Consider the following 15,120-nt stretch of genomic DNA (forward strand, 5'->3'; position numbering starts at 1 on the left):
CCCCCGCGTAACCCACCCCACCAGGAGACAACAATGAAATTCAAACAACTGCTCACACTCACCGCCCTGGCCACCGCCGTCTGTGGCGCCAGCGCCGCCAGCTTCACCCTGCGCATGGGCGGCGGCCACCCCACCGGACTGACCTACGTGGGCGTCTACGACACCTATTTCGCCACCGAAGTGGGCAAGCGCGTGAAGGAAAAGACGGGGCACGACATCCGCTTCATCAAGGCCTGGGGCGGCAGTGTCGCCAAAGTCGACGGCGTGATCGAGGCCGTGCAGAAAGGCACGCTGGACATCGGACTGTCGCCCATCGGTTTCGAGCAATCGCGCGCCGGCCTGCTGAACTACAGCGCCTATGTGCCCTTCACCTCGCCCGACCCGGTGCTGCAGCAGAAGGTGTCCAACCGCATGATCAAGGAAGTGCCGGCCCTGCAGGCCAGCATGAAGCCTTACAACAGCCACGTGCTGGGCGCCATGACCTCGGAAGCCTATGGCGTGACGACCAAATTTGACTGGAACAGCGTGGCCGAGCTCAAGGGCAAGCGCATTGCGCTGGCGGGCACCAACGCACCGCTGTTCATCCCACTGGGCGCGGTGCCCGTCACGCTGGGCATTGGCGAGCACTACCAGGCGATCCAGAACGGCCTGGCTGATGGCAGTCTGTTCTACATCTCCGGCCTGGAAGCCTTCAAGCTGCAAGAAGTCGCCAAGGTGTTCAACAAGACAGGCTTCGGCTCGCTGAGCACGCTGGTGGCCTTCATGAACCTGGACACGCGCGCCAAGCTGCCCAAGGAAGTGGTCGCCATCATCGACGAGGTGGCCGAGGAATCGGCCATGCGCGTGGCCGAGATCAGCAAACAGCGCGACATCGAGGTCGAGACGCGGGCCAAAGCCGCGGGCGTCAAGGTCAACACCCTGCCCGATGCCGAGAAAAAGCGCTGGGCCGAGTCGCTCAAGGACCTGCCGGGCAAGGCGGCCAAGGAACTCGACGGCAAGGGCCAGCCCGCCACCGAGGTGCTCAAGACGTACATCCGCTTCATGAACGAAGCGGGCTACAAGTTCCCGATCGACTACCCGCTCTGAGCCACCGCACCCGCTGACCGGTGACGAACACCGCATCCAGCCGGACCACGCGCTCATGGCTGATCTGGCTCACCGCCATCGCCTGCCTGCCGCCGCTGGGGCTCAACGTGCTGGTGCCGCTCGACGCGGCCCTGCGCGACGCCTTGCAGCTCACGGCGCTGCAGGGGCAGGCGACGATCGCGCTTTATGTGCTGGGACTGGCCGTCGGTCAGCCGCTGGCCGGGGTGAGCGCCGACCGCTGGGGGCGCCGCCGCACGCTGCTGGCCGGTCTCTTGCTGGCGCTTCTCGGCAGCGTGGCCGCGGCCATGGCACCGGCGGCCGGCCCGCTCCTGTGGGGACGCGCGCTCACCGGACTGGGACTGAGCGTGGTGCTGGTGGTACCTCGGGCAACGCTGCGCGATCTGTGCGGCGGCATGGCGCTGCAGCGCGGCATGGCCATCATCTCGGTGGCCTTCGCGCTCACGCCGGCCCTGGCGCCCTTGTTGGGCTGGGGCCTGCTGGCCTGGGGCGGCGGCTGGCGCGTGGCGCTGGGCGCCGTGCCGGTGCTGATCGCGCTGGGCACGGTGCTGGCCTTGTGGCGCCACACGGAGACGCGCCCCACCAGCACCACCCAGCCCGACTGGGACACCCTGGGCGTCCTCTGGCGCCACCGCGTGCCCCGCTGGGTGGCGCTGGGTTTCGCCGCGATCAGTTCGGTGTTCTTCCTGCTGATCGCACAGGGCCCCGCCGCACTGCGCGAGTCCGTGGGGCTGGACGGGCGCGAGATCGCCTGGGTGCTGGGAGGGACCTACCTGGGTTTCCTGGCCGGCAGCCTCTGGGCCATGCGGCAGTCTCGCCATTGGAGCGGTCTGGCGTTGAGCACCTGGGGGGGCGGCCTGTCGGCACTGGGGGTTGCGGCCATCCTTGCGTGCGCCTGGTGGCCCTCGACGCTGACCTGGATCGTCGGCATGCTGATCTACTCGGCCGGCCACGGGGTGATCTTTCCATCGGCGCTGAGCGTGGTGATGCAGGCCATGCCCACGCGCGCCGGCATGGCCGCGGCCTTGACCGGCATGCTGCAAATGGCGGTCGGTGCCGTGGTCAGTGGCGGTGCGGCGCTGCTGCCCGGCACGGCCACACAACGAACGGCCGCGGTGGCCGTGGTGATGGTCGGTTCGGGCGTGCTCGCCCTGGTCGCCGCCCACCGCCAACGCGCCGCAGCGGGCCTTGAAAACAATGCGTGAAGCTGAATAGGAGATTCGATGAAAACCTGGACCGATCGGGCCCTGCTGGGGCTACATGTGGCGGGCGCAGTTGTGCTGGTCATCCTGACGCTGGTGATCTGCTACGACGTGGCGGGCCGGCTGCTTTTCAACAAACCCTTCGCAGGCACCGCCGAGCTGGCGGCCGTGGGACTGGTGCTGCTGACTTTCATGCAGGCACCTTACGTCATCCGCGAACGCAAGCTGCTGCGCGTCACCTTCTTCCTGGACCGCATGCCGCCCGCGGTGCGCAGCCAGTTCAACGCCTTCACCTACCTGCTGGGCGCAGCGTTCTTCATCGCCATCGTGATCGCCTCCTGGGAGCCTTCGCTGGCGGGCTGGAACAGCGGTGAATTCTTCGGTAACGACGCCTTCCGCATCCCCGCCTGGCCGCTGCGCTTCGGCTCCATCGTGTTGTGGGTGGTGGCCGCACTGGTGTGCATCGGCTTCGTCGCCGAGGGCGTGCGTGGCCGCATGGGCCAGCGCGAAGAAGAACAACTGCCGGAATAGGAATTCCAACATGTCATTCGAAATGTGGAGCGGCCTGATCGCGCTGCTCGTCCTCGTCGTGGTGGGTGTGCCCATCGTCTTCGCCTTTGCTGCGGCGGCCTCGCTGGGCCTGTATTTCGCGCTCGGCGGCATCGACCCCGTGATCAACCTGCTGCAACAGTCGGCGCTCTCGGGGATCAAGGAATACAACTTCGTCGTCATTCCCTGCTTTACCGTGATGGGCATGCTGATCGCGCACTGCGGCGCGGCCAGCGACCTGTTCAACGTGGTCAACCGGGGACTGCGCGGCGTACCGGGGCGACTGGCGGTGGCCACCGTCGGCGGCAACGCGGTGTTCGCCGCCGTGACCGGTGTGGGCGTGGCCGCCGCCGCCGCCTTCAGCCATGTGGCCTATCCGGCCATGCGCGAAGCCCGCTACAGCCGCAGCTTCGCCACCGGCTGCATCGCCGGCAGTTCCGTGCTGGGCCTGCTGATCCCGCCCTCCGTGTTCATGATCGTCTGGGCCATCCTCACCGAGCAGTCGGTCGGCAAGCTGTTCGCGGCCGGCGTGTTCCCTGGTCTGCTCCTGGCCTTTCTGTACGCGGTGTATTGCATGGTGTACGCCAAGGTCAAACCGTCGGTCGCACCGGAGTTGACCAACGAGGAGCGCGTATCGCTCACGCGCACCCAGATCGGCGGATCGATCGGCGTGGGCCTGCTGATCGCGGTGACGCTGGGCGGCATCTGGTTCGGCTTCTTCACGCCCACGGAGGGCAGCGCGATCGGCCTGGTCGGCTCGGCCATCCTGGCCTGGGCCAAGGGCATGCGCTGGCGCGGGGTGTTCAACGCCTTCGTCGAGGCCGGCCGCACCGTCACACCCATCATGCTGTTGCTGCTGACGGCCACGATCTACAGCAAGCTGATTGCCCTCAATGGCATTCCGCAGGAAGTCCAGGCTCTGCTGGAATCCATGGGCCTGGGCACCGGCGGCACGCTGCTGTTCATGGTCGCGGTGTGGTTCATCCTGGGGGCGATGATCGACAGCATCTCCATCATGCTGCTCACGGTGCCGATCTTCTGGCCGGTGGCGATGGCGCTCGGCATCGACCCGATCGTGTTTGCGCTGATCGGCATCCTGGTGATCGAAGCCGGCGTGCTCACGCCCCCCTTCGGCATCGGTGTGTTCGTGGTGAAGGCGGCCATTCCGGACCGCAACATCACGGTCAGCGAGATCTTCAAGGGCTCGGTGCCGTACTGGGTGCTGATCCTCTTCCTGGCCTGGCTGATCTACGTCTGGCCGGCGCTGGCCACCTGGCTGCCGTCGCACATCTGAGCGAACGACGCAGCGCGCTCAGAGCGCGCTGCGTTGCTTGAGCGACAGCACCGACAGACCGGCGGCGATGAAGGTCAGGCCCGCGCCCACGTTCACGCCCCGCACCACCCTCGGCCGTGCCTGCAGCCAGCCCGCGAGACGGGACGCGAAGGCGCCCATGAGCGTGAAGATCAGCGCCGTCATCAGTGCGAAGATCGCGCCGTAGACCAGCATCTGCACCGCCACCGAACCGCGCCCCGCGCTCACGAACTGCGGCAGAAAGGCCAGCACGAACAGGCCCGGCTTGGGGTTGAGCACGTTGGACAGCACGCCGGTGAGCAGGACCTTGCGCAGCGGCACCCGCGCCGACGGCTGGAACGAGATCAGGTCGCCCGCGACCAGCGCCTTGTAGCCCAGCCACAGCAGGTACAGCGCGCCCACCACTTTCACCACCCAGAACGCCTCGGGCGAGCCCTGGATGATCAGCGACAGACCGAAGGTGGCGGCCAGCGTGTGGAACAGGATGCCCAGCCCTGCGCCCAGGGCCGAGAGCGCAGCGGCCAGCGGCCCCTGGCTCAGGCCCCGGCCAATGGCCAGGATGTTGTCGGGCCCGGGCGAGACCACCACCAGGGCGCAGGCGGCCACGTAGGCCAGCAGGATCTCCGTCGGGAACATGGGGACCTCCCTCGTTCAGTGCTTGAAGTCGTACTCGATCGTCAAGGGCGCGTGGTCGGAAAACTTCTCGCCCTTGTAGATGGCTTCGCTGCGCGCCAGCTCGGCCAGTGCGGGGGTGGCCAGGTGGTAGTCCAGTCGCCACCCCACGTTGTTCGCGTAGGCCTGGCCCCGGTTGCTCCACCACGTGTAGCAGGCGTCGGTGGTGTCGGGCTGCAGCCGGCGGTAGACGTCCACCAGACCGGCCTCGTCGAGCAGCTTGGTCATCCAGGCGCGTTCCTCGGGCAGGAAACCGCTGTTCTTCTGGTTGCTGCGCCAGTTCTTCAGGTCTTTCTGCTGATGCGCGATGTTCACGTCGCCGCACAGGATGAACTCGCGCCCGCCCTTGAGCGCCTGCAGGTGGGGGTAGAAGCCATCGAGAAAGCGGTACTTCGCTTCCTGCCGCTCGGGGCCGGACGAGCCGCTGGGGAAGTAGACGCTGAGGATGGACAGCTTGCGCTGGGGCGTGTCGAAGCGCAGCTCGGTGAAGCGGCCTTCGGCATCGAACTCGGGCGAACCATAGCCGATGATCACGTCGCTGGGTTCGTGGCGGGTGTAGACCGCCGTGCCCGAGTAACCTTTTTTCTGGGCGTAATGGAAATGCCCCTTGAGACCGGCGATTTCTTCAAAGCGGCCGCTCACATCGGCGGCCTGGGCCTTGACCTCCTGCACGCAAATACAATCGGGCCGGTGCGCGGCGAGCCATTTCTCCAGCCCCTTGGTGGTGGCGGAACGGATGCCGTTGAGGTTGAGGCTGGTCAGTTTGAACAAGGATCTCTCCATGGTGTTGGATACAGGCGCGGCGAAGGCCGGCGCACCAGAGGCTGCGCTCGCGCAGGAATTCGTGCAGTTCTGCGTGGATGCCGGCGTGTTGCGCTTTGGTGAATTCAAGACCAAGGCCGGCCGCATGAGCCCCTACTTCTTCAACGCCGGTCTGTTCGACGACGGCGCCAAGCTGGGCCGGCTCGCACAATTCTATGCAAAAGCCCTGGTGGCCAGCGGCATCGAATTCGACATGATCTTCGGCCCGGCCTACAAGGGCATTCCGCTGGGCGCGGCGGTCTCCATCGAGCTCGCGCGGCTGGGCCGCAACGTGCCCTTCGCCTACAACCGCAAGGAAGCCAAGGACCATGGCGAAGGCGGCACCCTGGTCGGCGCCCCGCTCAAGGGCCGCGTGCTGATCGTGGACGACGTGATGTCCGCCGGCACCGCCGCGCGCGAATCCATCGCGCTGATCCGCGCAGCCGGCGCCACCCCGCACGCCATCGCGATCGCGCTGGACCGCCAGGAGAAGGCCACCGAGGTGGCGGCCGACGGGCAGGTGCGCGACGTGGACCACAGCGCCGTGCAATATGTCCAGCGCGAGCTGGGCATGCAGGTCTGCACGATTGCGAGGCTGGCCGATTTGCTGCACTATCTGACCGCCCGCGCCGGCGGCGAGTTCGATTCGCACCGCGAACGCGTCCTGGCCTACCGACAACGCTACGGCGTCGCCTGACCCTGCTCCCAAGATGACCCTGCACCGCCCCCTGCTTTCCGTTCTGTCCGCCCGACTTTGGATCGCCGGTGGCGCCTTGCTGGCGGGCACGGTGCACGCGCAGAGCGGCATGTACACCTGCGTGGACGCCAAGGGCAACCGCATCGTGCGCGACCGCCCCATCGTCGAATGCCTGGACCGCGAACAGAACCAGCTGGGCAACAGCGGCACCGTTCGCAAGACCCTGCCCCCCAGCTACACCGCCGACGAGCGCGCCCGGCTCGACGCCCAGCGCAAGGTGGAAGAGGAACAGCGCGCCCGCGTGCTGGAAGAGCGGCGGCGCGAGCGCGCCCTGATGACCCGCTACCCCAACCAGGGCGTGCACGACAAGGAGCGCGCGGACGCGCTGGCCCAGATCGACGAAGTGATCGGCGCGGTGAACAAGCGCGAGCTGGCGCTGGTGGCGCAGCGCAAGGACATCAATATCGAGCTGGAGTTCTACCAGAACGACGTCAACAAGGCCCCCAACTGGCTCAAGCGCAAGGTCGAGGACAACGAGAAGCAGATGGTGGTGCAGAAGCGCTTCCTGGACGAACAGGCCCAGGAAAAACAGCGCATCAACGCCCGCTTCGACGAAGAGCTGGCCAAACTGCGCCAGCTCTGGACCGCCGCGGGCGGCAGCCGCACCGGCGTCAGCGCAGCGCCCGCCGGGCGCTGACCGGCATCAACCGAGTTTCTGGCGCAGCAGGTCGTTGACCTGTTGCGGGTTGGCCTTGCCCTTGCTCGCCTTCATGGCCTGACCCACCAGCGCGTTGAAGGCCTTGTCCTTGCCGGCGCGGAACTGCTCCACCATCTCGGCGTTGGCGGCCATCACCTCGTCGATGATCTTCTCCAGCGCGCCGCTGTCGTTCATCTGCTTGAGGCCCTTGGCTTCGATGACGGCGTCGACCTCGTGGCCCTCGCCGGTCCACAGGGCGTCGAAGACCTGCTTGGCGGCGTTGTTCGACACCGTGCCGTCCGCGATGCGCCCGATCAGCGCCGCGAGCTGGGTAGCGCTCACCGGTGCGCCGGCGATGTCGCCTTCCTCTGTGTTGAGCCGGCGCGAGACCTCGCCCATGATCCAGTTGCTCACCAGTTTGGCCTGGCCGCTGGCCTGCGCCGCCGTCTCGAAATAGGCGGCCATCGCCGGGCTTTGCGTGAGCGTGGTGGCGTCGTATTCGGGCAGGCCATAGTCGCGCACCAGGCGCTCGGCCATGGCGCGTGGCAACTCAGGCATGGCCGCTTTCACGCGCTCCACCCAGTCGCGCGCGATCACCAGCGGCGGCAGGTCGGGGTCGGGGAAGTAGCGGTAGTCGGCCGCGTCTTCCTTGGTGCGCATGGCGCGCGTCTCGCCGGTGTCGGGGTCGAACAGCACGGTGGCCTGCTGGATCGCGTGGCCGTCCTCGATCTGCTCGATCTGCCAGCGCACCTCGTAGTCGATCGCCTGCTGCATGAACTTGAAGCTGTTCAGGTTCTTGATTTCGCGGCGCGTGCCCAGCGGTGCGCCGGGCTTGCGCACCGAGACGTTGGCGTCGCAGCGGAACGAGCCTTCCTGCATGTTGCCGTCGCAGATGCCGATCCAGGTGACGATCTTGTGCAGCTCCTTGGCATAGGCCACGGCCTCGGCGCTGGAGCGGATGTCGGGCTCGGTCACGATCTCCAGCAGCGGCGTGCCGGCGCGGTTGAGGTCGATGCCGCTCTGGCCGATGAAGTCCTCGTGCAGGCTCTTGCCCGCGTCTTCTTCCAGGTGGGCGCGCACCAGCCGCACGGTCTTCTTCTCGTCGCCGAGGAAGAACGAGACCTCGCCGCCTTGCACCACCGGGATCTCGAACTGGCTGATCTGATAGCCCTTGGGCAGGTCGGGGTAGAAGTAGTTCTTGCGCGCGAACACGCTCTGTTCGGCGATGTGCGAACCGAGCGCCAGGCCCAGGCGGATGGCGAGCTCCACCGCCGCCTTGTTCATCACCGGCAGCGTGCCGGGCAGGGCCAGATCCACCGCGCAGGCCTGCGTGTTGGGCTCGGCACCGAAGGCCGTGGAGGCGCGGCTGAAGATCTTGGATTGCGTGGCGAGCTGGGCGTGGGTCTCGAAACCGATCACCACCTCGTAGCCGCCGACCAGAAGGGATTTGCTGGAACTCATGTCAATAGCCTTGCGGAGCGCGGGTGTGCCAGTCGGTGGCCTGCTGGAAGGCGTGCGCGGCCTGCAGCAGCGGACCTTCCTGAAAGTAGTTGCCCACGAGCTGCAGGCCCACGGGCAGACCGCCCGCGCCGAAACCGGCCGGCACGCTCATGCCGGGCAGGCCGGCGAGGCTGGTGGAGAGGGTGTAGATATCGGCCAGGTAGTTGGCCACCGGGTCGTTGCTCTTCTCGCCCAGCTTCCAGGCCACGGTGGGGGCCACCGGGCCGGCGATCAGGTCGCACTGCGCGAACGCGGCCTGGAAGTCCTGCGCGATCAGGCGGCGGATCTTCTGCGCCTGCAGGTAGTAGGCGTCGTAGTAGCCGTGGCTGAGCACATAGGTGCCGATCATGATGCGGCGCTGCACCTCGGGCCCGAAGCCTTCGCTGCGCGACTTCTTGTACATGTCGATCAGGTCGTCGTACTTCGCGGCGCGGTGGCCGAACTTCACGCCGTCGAAACGGCTGAGGTTGGAACTGGCCTCGGCCGGCGCAATGATGTAGTAAACCGGGATGGAGAGCTCGGTGCGCGGCAGGGACACATCGACCAGGGTGGCGCCCAGTTTTTCATATTCCGCCAGCGCGGCGCGCACGGTGGCGACCACGTCGGGCGCGCAACCTTCGCCGAAGAACTCCTTCGGCAAACCGATGCGCAGACCCTTGAGCGGTTGGGCCGCGGTGGCGCCTTCGCGCGGCCGGCCCAGCAGCACCGAGTAGTCCTCGGCGGGGTGGTCCAGGCTGGTGGAATCGCGGTCGAGGTCGGGGCCGGCCATGGCGCTGAGCAGCACGGCACAGTCGGCGGCGCTGCGTGCCATCGGGCCGGCCTGGTCCAGGCTGGAGGCGAAGGCCACCATGCCGTAACGCGAGCAGCGGCCGTAGGTGGGCTTGATGCCGGTGACGCCGCAGAAACTGGCCGGCTGACGGATCGAGCCGCCGGTGTCGGTGCCGGTCACGGCGGGCGCCAGGCGCGCGGCCACGGCCACGGCCGAGCCACCCGACGAACCGCCCGGCACGCGCGTGGTGTCCCAGGGGTTGCGCACGGCACCGAAGGCCGAGTTCTCGTTGCTGCCGCCCATGGCGAACTCGTCGCAGTTGAGCTTGCCCAGCGTCACCGCGCCCTGCGCGGCCAGGCGCTGCACCACGGTCGCGTCGAACGGGCTCTGGTACGCCTCCAGCATCTTCGAGCCGGCGGTGGTGACGAAGTCCTTGGTGACGAAGATGTCCTTGTGCGCCAGCGGCACGCCCAGCAAGGGTGAGCGCTCACCTGCGGCGATGCGTGCATCGGCCGCCCGGGCCTGGGCCAGCGTCGCGTCCTCGTTGACGGCGAGGTAGGCACCCAGGGCACTGTGCTGCTTGGCACGCGCCAGCAGGTGCTGCGCGGCCTCGACGCTGCTGGTTTTCTTGTCGGCGATGGCGCTGGCGAGCTCGCCCACGCCCAGGGTATGCAGCTCGTTCATTCGATCACCTTGGGCACGAGGAACAGGCCGCGCTCGACCGCCGGGGCGCTCTTCTGGTTGGCTTCGCGCTGGTCGGGTTCGCTCACCACGTCCGGGCGCAGGCGCAGCGACACATGGTCGATCACCGCCGTGGGATGGGCCAGCGGTTCCACGCCGGTGGTGTCCACCGCGTTCATCTGTTCGACGATGTCGAAGAAGCCGTTGAGCTGGGAGAGCATGGTCTCGCTCTGGGCGCCGGAGAGCTCCAGGCGCGCGAGGTTGGCGATGCGCCCGATGTCGGACTGGGTCAGGGACATGACAAAAAGAGGGTTGCGGATGGGGAGGAGAGGCACCGTTTGCGGGTTTTCCGCCCTGAAACGGCTTGTAACTGGACAAAATGCGCCCTGTTTGCACGCAGTTACACACAGGGGATACGGTATTATCCAAGGTTTAACGGCAGCGCCCGTGCCGTTGCGGTTTTCGCGTTGAAATCAACCACTTAGCACCGATGCCCGGCCAACGACCCGGCCCCATACCCGGCGACGAGCGCGCGCAGCCGCGCCCGTGCCCCACAGGACCCATGCACCATGTTTGAAGCTTTCCGTCGGCAGTTTTCGACCGACCTGGCCATCGACCTCGGCACCGCCAACACCCTCATCTACGTTCGCAACAAGGGCATCGTGCTCGACGAACCCTCCGTGGTGTCGATCCGCCACGAAGGCGGCCCCCAGGGCAAGAAGACCATCCAGGCGGTCGGCCACGAAGCCAAGGCCATGCTGGGCAAGGTGCCCGGCAACATCGAAGCCATCCGCCCCATGAAGGACGGTGTGATCGCCGACTTCACCGTCACCGAGCAGATGCTCAAGCAGTTCATCAAGATGGTGCACCCGCGCTCGATGTTCAAGCCGAGCCCGCGCATCATCATCTGCGTGCCCTGCGGTTCCACCCAGGTCGAGCGCCGCGCCATCCGCGAATCCGCGCTGGGCGCCGGTGCTTCCGAGGTCTACCTGATCGAGGAACCCATGGCCGCGGCCATCGGCGCCGGCCTGCCGGTGTCGGACGCCTCCGGCTCCATGGTGGTCGACATCGGCGGCGGCACCACCGAAGTGGGCGTGATCAGCCTGGGCGGCATGGTCTACAAGGGCAGTGTGCGCGTGGGCGGTGACCGCTTCGACGACGCCATCATTGCCTACATCCGCCGCAACTACGGCATGCTGATCGGCGAACCCACCGCCGAAGCCATCAAGAAACAGATCGGCTCGGCCTTCCCCGGCAGCGAGGTCAAGGAAATGGAAGTCAAGGGCCGCAACCTCTCCGAGGGCGTGCCGCGCAGCTTCACCATCTCCAGCAACGAGATCCTCGAAGCCCTGACCGACCCGCTCAACAACATCGTCACCGCCGTGAAGATGGCGCTGGAACACACGCCCCCCGAGCTGGGCGCCGACATCGCCGAGCGCGGCATGATGCTCACCGGCGGCGGCGCGCTGCTGCGCGACCTCGACCGCCTGCTGGCCGAGGAAACCGGCCTGCCGGTGCTGGTCGCCGAAGAGCCCCTCACCTGCGTGGTGCGCGGTTGCGGCATGGCCCTGGAGCGCATGGAGCGCCTGGGCACCATCTTCACCAGCGAATAAGCCCCGGCCGCCCACCGGCGGCCCCTCCTTTCCTCCACCGACCAGAACCCTCCGAGCGCCATGCCACTGGGCACCCTGGACCGCACCCCGCCCCCGTTTTTCAAGCAGGGTCCGTCGGCCCTGTCCAAGCTGGTGGTGTTCAGCGCCCTGGCGCTGTTCCTGATGGTCGCCGACCTGCGCTTCCGGCTCACCGAGCCGGTGCGTGCCGTCGTGGCCGTGGTGCTCTACCCGGTGCAATGGGCGGTGCTGCAGCCGGTGCAGCTGGCCTCGATGGCCGGCGGTTACTTCACCTCGCTGCATGCCGCGCAGAAGAGCGAAGGCGAGGCCCTGCAGCGGCTGGCGGTGCAGGCCGAACGCAGCCTGCAGCTTGAACAGATCACCCTGGAGAACCAGCGCCTGCGCGAACTGCTGGCCATGCGCGAGCGCCTGGGCACCCAGGCCGTCGGCGCCCAGGTGCTGTACGACGCGGCCGACCCGTACTCGCGCAAGATCGTGATCGACCGGGGCCAGACGCACGGCATCGAGGCCGGCTCGCCGGTGGTCGATGAAAGCGGTGTGCTGGGCCAGGTCACGCGGGTCTATCCGCTGCTGTCCGAGGTGACGCTGCTGATCGACCGCGACCAGGCCATCCCCGTGCTCAACACCCGCACCGGCGTGCGCAGCGTGGCCTACGGCCAACCGTCCACCAGTGGCGACGGCCTGGAACTGCGCTACACCCTGGCCAGCGCCGACATCGCCGAAGGCGACCTGCTCTCCACCAGCGGGGTGGACGGCGTCTACCCGGCGGGCCTGCCGGTGGCGCGCGTGACCCTGGTCGAGCGCCAGGCCGAGTCCTCCTTCGCGCGCATCCAGTGCGAGCCCCTGGCCCGTGTGCAGGGCACGCTGCATGTGCTGGTGCTGGGCTCCATCGCGGCCGCCGTGCCGCCCTCGCCGCTGGCCGAGTCCGCCGACACCCCGCGCCCGGCCCGCGCCAACCGCCCCGGCGTCCGGAGCACCGCGCCATGATCATGCGTCCCGGCCAGCAGCTGCTGCTGCCCGCCAACCCTGGCTTCATCTGGTTCAGCCTGCTGGCCGCGCTGGTGTTCAACATGCTGTTGAACATGGGCCTGTTCGGCCGCGCCGCCTGGGTGCCCGACCTGCTCGCCGTGGTGCTGGTGTTCTGGAGCGTGCACCAGCCCCTGCGCATCGGTGTGGGCGTGGCCTTCGCTTTCGGCCTGGCCATGGATGTCCACCAGGGCGCCCTGCTCGGCCAGCACGCCCTGGCCTACACCGCGCTCGGTTTTCTGGGCATTTCCATGCACCGGCGACTGCTCTGGTTCAGCGTGCCCAACCAGGCCGTGCAGGTGCTGCCGCTGTTCGTCGCCGCGCACCTGCTCGAAATGCTGGCGCGCCTGGCCGGCGGCGGCAGCTTTCCGGGCCTGACGTACTTCCTCGCCCCCCTCATCGAGGCCGCGCTCTGGCCGGTGGTGAGCGTGCTGCTGCTGGCACCGCAGCGCCGCGCACCCAACCCCGACGACAACAGACCCCTGTAGTCAACATGACCGAGATCCGCAACGTCGAAGCCGATCTGGCGCAGTTCCGCACCCGGGCGCTGCTGATCGGCCTCACGGTGGTGTTCGTATTCGGCCTGATCGCCTCGCGCATGGTCTACCTGCAGGTGGTGCGCCACGAGGACCTGGCCGCGCAGGCCGAGAGCAACCGCACGGCCGTGCTGCCGGTGGTGCCCAACCGCGGCCAGATCCTGGACCGCAAGGGCCGCATCCTGGCCACCAACTACTCGGCCTACACGCTGGAGATCACCCCTTCGCGCGTGGAAGACATGGACGCCACCATCGCCGGCCTGAGCGAGCTGGTGGAGGTCACGCCACGCGACCAGCGGCGCTTTCGCAAACTGCTGGAAGAGTCGCACCGCTTCGACTCGCTGCCGCTGCGCACCCGCCTGACCGACGTGGAAGTCGCGCGCTTCACGGCGCAGCGCTACCGCTTCCCCGGCGTGGACGTGCGCGCACGCCTGCTGCGCCAGTACCCCAACGGTGAAGTGGCGAGCCACGTGATCGGCTACATCGGGCGCATCAACCAGCGCGAGACCGAGCTCATCGCCGACTGGCCCGAAGAAGACCAGGCCAACTACCGGGGCACGGAGTACATCGGCAAGCTCGGCGCGGAACAGAGCTACGAGCGCGAGCTGCACGGCATCACCGGCTTCCAGCGCGTGGAGACCTCGGCCGGCGGGCGCGCCGTGCGCTCGCTGGCCAACACCCCGGCCACGCCGGGCAACGCCGTGGTGCTGTCGATCGACATCCAGCTGCAGAAGCTGGTGGAAGACATGTTCGGCGAACGGCGCGGCGCGCTGGTGGCGATCGACCCGCGCTCGGGCGAGGTGCTGGCCTTCGTGAGCAAGCCCACCTTCGACCCCAACCTGTTCGTCGAGGGCATCGACGTGGAGAACTGGCGCGCGCTCAACGAGTCGATGGACAAGCCCTTGCTGAACCGGGCCCTGCGCGGCACCTATCCGCCCGGCTCCACCTACAAGCCCTTCATGGCGCTGGCCGCACTCGAAACCGGCTCCCGCAGCGCGAGCATGGTGATGAACGACCCCGGCTACTGGATGTTCGGCGGCCACCGCTTCCGCAGCCACGGCGACGGCCTGGGCGCGGTCGACATGCACCGCGCCATCGTCAAGTCCAGCAACACGTACTTCTACTCGCTGGCCAACGACATGGGCGTGGACGCCATGCACGACTTCATGAAGCCGCTGGGTTTCGGCCAGATCACCGGCATCGACCTCAAGGGCGAGGTGCGCGGCGTGCTGCCCAGCCAGGCCTGGAAGCGCAACACCTACAAGCGGCCCGAGCAGCAGCGCTGGTACGCCGGCGAGACCATCTCGCTGGGCATCGGCCAGGGCTACAACAACTTCACCATGCTGCAGATCGCGCACGCCATGGCGACGCTGGCCAACGGCGGCATCAAATACAAGCCGCACCTGACCATGGCGACCGAGAACGTGATCACGCGCGAGCGCGTGCCGCTGCCCGGCCCGCCGCCCGAGAACCTGGGCTTCAAGCCCGAGAACGTGCGCATCGTGCTCAACGCCATGCAGGCCGTGACCACCGAGGGCACCTCCACCCGCGTGTTCGCCGGCGCGGGCTACGCCAGCGGCGGCAAGACCGGCACGGCCCAGGCCGTGACCATCGGCCAGAAAGAGCGCTACGACGCGCGCCGGCTCGAAGAACACCAGCGCGACCACTCGCTCTACCTGGCCTTCGCGCCGGTCGACCAGCCGCGCGTGGCGCTGGCGGTGATCGTGGAAAACGCCGGCTTCGGTGCGGCGCACGCCGCGCCGATCGCGCGCCGCGTGTTCGACTACCTGCTGATGGACCAGTACCCCAACCCGCAGGACCTGGCCGCCGTGCGCGTGGGCCAGGCGGGCGCGCCCATCGGCACGCCGCTCAAGGCCAGCGAGCAGCCCTGGCCGCCGGCCTCCATGGCGCCCGCGCCCTGAGGCCGCGCTCAGGCCCTGGGG

General features: G+C 67.8%; 15 protein-coding genes. 10 read left to right on the forward strand and 5 right to left on the reverse strand.

Annotated features, from left to right (window positions below; translation table 11 throughout):
* Window positions 1-33 precede the first annotated feature (33 nt).
* Genes dctP through AC07ZS_RS21540 form a run of 4 tightly spaced genes read left to right on the forward strand, consistent with a single transcriptional unit; the run spans window position 34 to window position 4,149 of the window.
* Complete coding sequence (gene dctP / locus AC07ZS_RS21525) at window positions 34-1,086, forward strand: TRAP transporter substrate-binding protein DctP (RefSeq protein WP_494800572.1); 1,053 nt, start codon at window positions 34-36, stop codon at window positions 1,084-1,086.
* A 20-nt stretch (window positions 1,087-1,106) separates the two neighbouring features.
* On the forward strand, window positions 1,107-2,309 hold the full coding sequence (locus AC07ZS_RS21530) for an MFS transporter (RefSeq protein ID WP_494800573.1): 1,203 nt from the start codon (window positions 1,107-1,109) through the stop codon (window positions 2,307-2,309).
* Window positions 2,310-2,327: 18 nt separating this feature from the next.
* On the forward strand, window positions 2,328-2,837 hold the full coding sequence (locus AC07ZS_RS21535) for a TRAP transporter small permease (RefSeq protein WP_494800574.1): 510 nt from the start codon (window positions 2,328-2,330) through the stop codon (window positions 2,835-2,837).
* 10 nt (window positions 2,838-2,847) lie between these two features.
* Window positions 2,848-4,149, forward strand: a complete 1,302-nt coding sequence (locus AC07ZS_RS21540) for a TRAP transporter large permease (RefSeq protein ID WP_494800575.1) — start codon at window positions 2,848-2,850, stop codon at window positions 4,147-4,149.
* Window positions 4,150-4,167: 18 nt separating this feature from the next.
* Here AC07ZS_RS21540 and AC07ZS_RS21545 read toward each other — a convergent pair whose 3' ends face one another.
* Together AC07ZS_RS21545 and AC07ZS_RS21550 are read right to left on the reverse strand one after the other, a co-directional pair.
* Window positions 4,168-4,803: a LysE family translocator gene (locus AC07ZS_RS21545; protein WP_494800576.1), complete on the reverse strand. Its 636-nt coding sequence runs from the start codon at window positions 4,801-4,803 to the stop codon at window positions 4,168-4,170.
* A gap of 15 nt (window positions 4,804-4,818) precedes the next feature.
* On the reverse strand, window positions 4,819-5,610 hold the full coding sequence (locus AC07ZS_RS21550) for an exodeoxyribonuclease III (RefSeq protein WP_494800577.1): 792 nt from the start codon (window positions 5,608-5,610) through the stop codon (window positions 4,819-4,821).
* 10 nt (window positions 5,611-5,620) lie between these two features.
* Between AC07ZS_RS21550 and pyrE the strand changes: the two genes are divergently transcribed.
* On the forward strand, window positions 5,621-6,337 hold the full coding sequence (pyrE, locus tag AC07ZS_RS21555) for an orotate phosphoribosyltransferase (RefSeq protein WP_494800578.1): 717 nt from the start codon (window positions 5,621-5,623) through the stop codon (window positions 6,335-6,337).
* A gap of 13 nt (window positions 6,338-6,350) precedes the next feature.
* Window positions 6,351-7,034 (forward strand): DUF4124 domain-containing protein, encoded by a 684-nt coding sequence (locus AC07ZS_RS21560; RefSeq protein WP_494800579.1) that lies wholly within the window; start codon window positions 6,351-6,353, stop codon window positions 7,032-7,034.
* 6 nt (window positions 7,035-7,040) lie between these two features.
* Here AC07ZS_RS21560 and gatB read toward each other — a convergent pair whose 3' ends face one another.
* Genes gatB through gatC form a run of 3 tightly spaced genes read right to left on the reverse strand, consistent with a single transcriptional unit; the run spans window position 7,041 to window position 10,283 of the window.
* The gene (gene gatB, locus AC07ZS_RS21565; protein WP_494800580.1) at window positions 7,041-8,495 is read right to left on the reverse strand and encodes an Asp-tRNA(Asn)/Glu-tRNA(Gln) amidotransferase subunit GatB; all 1,455 of its coding nucleotides are present in this window, start codon (window positions 8,493-8,495) and stop codon (window positions 7,041-7,043) included.
* A gap of 1 nt (window position 8,496) precedes the next feature.
* Window positions 8,497-9,987, reverse strand: a complete 1,491-nt coding sequence (gatA, locus tag AC07ZS_RS21570; RefSeq protein WP_494800581.1) for an Asp-tRNA(Asn)/Glu-tRNA(Gln) amidotransferase subunit GatA — start codon at window positions 9,985-9,987, stop codon at window positions 8,497-8,499.
* Window positions 9,984-10,283 (reverse strand): Asp-tRNA(Asn)/Glu-tRNA(Gln) amidotransferase subunit GatC, encoded by a 300-nt coding sequence (gene gatC / locus AC07ZS_RS21575; RefSeq protein ID WP_494800582.1) that lies wholly within the window; start codon window positions 10,281-10,283, stop codon window positions 9,984-9,986. Before gatC ends, gatA begins: the two co-directional genes overlap by 4 nt.
* A 270-nt stretch (window positions 10,284-10,553) precedes the next feature.
* Between gatC and AC07ZS_RS21580 the strand changes: the two genes are divergently transcribed.
* Genes AC07ZS_RS21580 through mrdA form a run of 4 tightly spaced genes read left to right on the forward strand, consistent with a single transcriptional unit; the run spans window position 10,554 to window position 15,099 of the window.
* Window positions 10,554-11,597: a rod shape-determining protein gene (locus AC07ZS_RS21580; protein WP_066269288.1), complete on the forward strand. Its 1,044-nt coding sequence runs from the start codon at window positions 10,554-10,556 to the stop codon at window positions 11,595-11,597.
* A 60-nt stretch (window positions 11,598-11,657) separates the two neighbouring features.
* Window positions 11,658-12,602, forward strand: coding sequence for a rod shape-determining protein MreC (gene mreC, locus AC07ZS_RS21585; RefSeq protein WP_494800583.1), 945 nt, complete (start codon window positions 11,658-11,660; stop codon window positions 12,600-12,602).
* Entirely contained in the window at window positions 12,599-13,129 is a 531-nt protein-coding gene (mreD, locus tag AC07ZS_RS21590; protein ID WP_494800584.1) for a rod shape-determining protein MreD, read from the forward strand. Before mreC ends, mreD begins: the two co-directional genes overlap by 4 nt.
* A gap of 5 nt (window positions 13,130-13,134) precedes the next feature.
* Window positions 13,135-15,099, forward strand: a complete 1,965-nt coding sequence (mrdA, locus tag AC07ZS_RS21595) for a penicillin-binding protein 2 (protein WP_494800585.1) — start codon at window positions 13,135-13,137, stop codon at window positions 15,097-15,099.
* The last annotated feature ends 21 nt before the right edge of the window (window positions 15,100-15,120 follow it).

This window comes from Hydrogenophaga sp. GW456-12-10-14-TSB4, assembly GCF_059424305.1.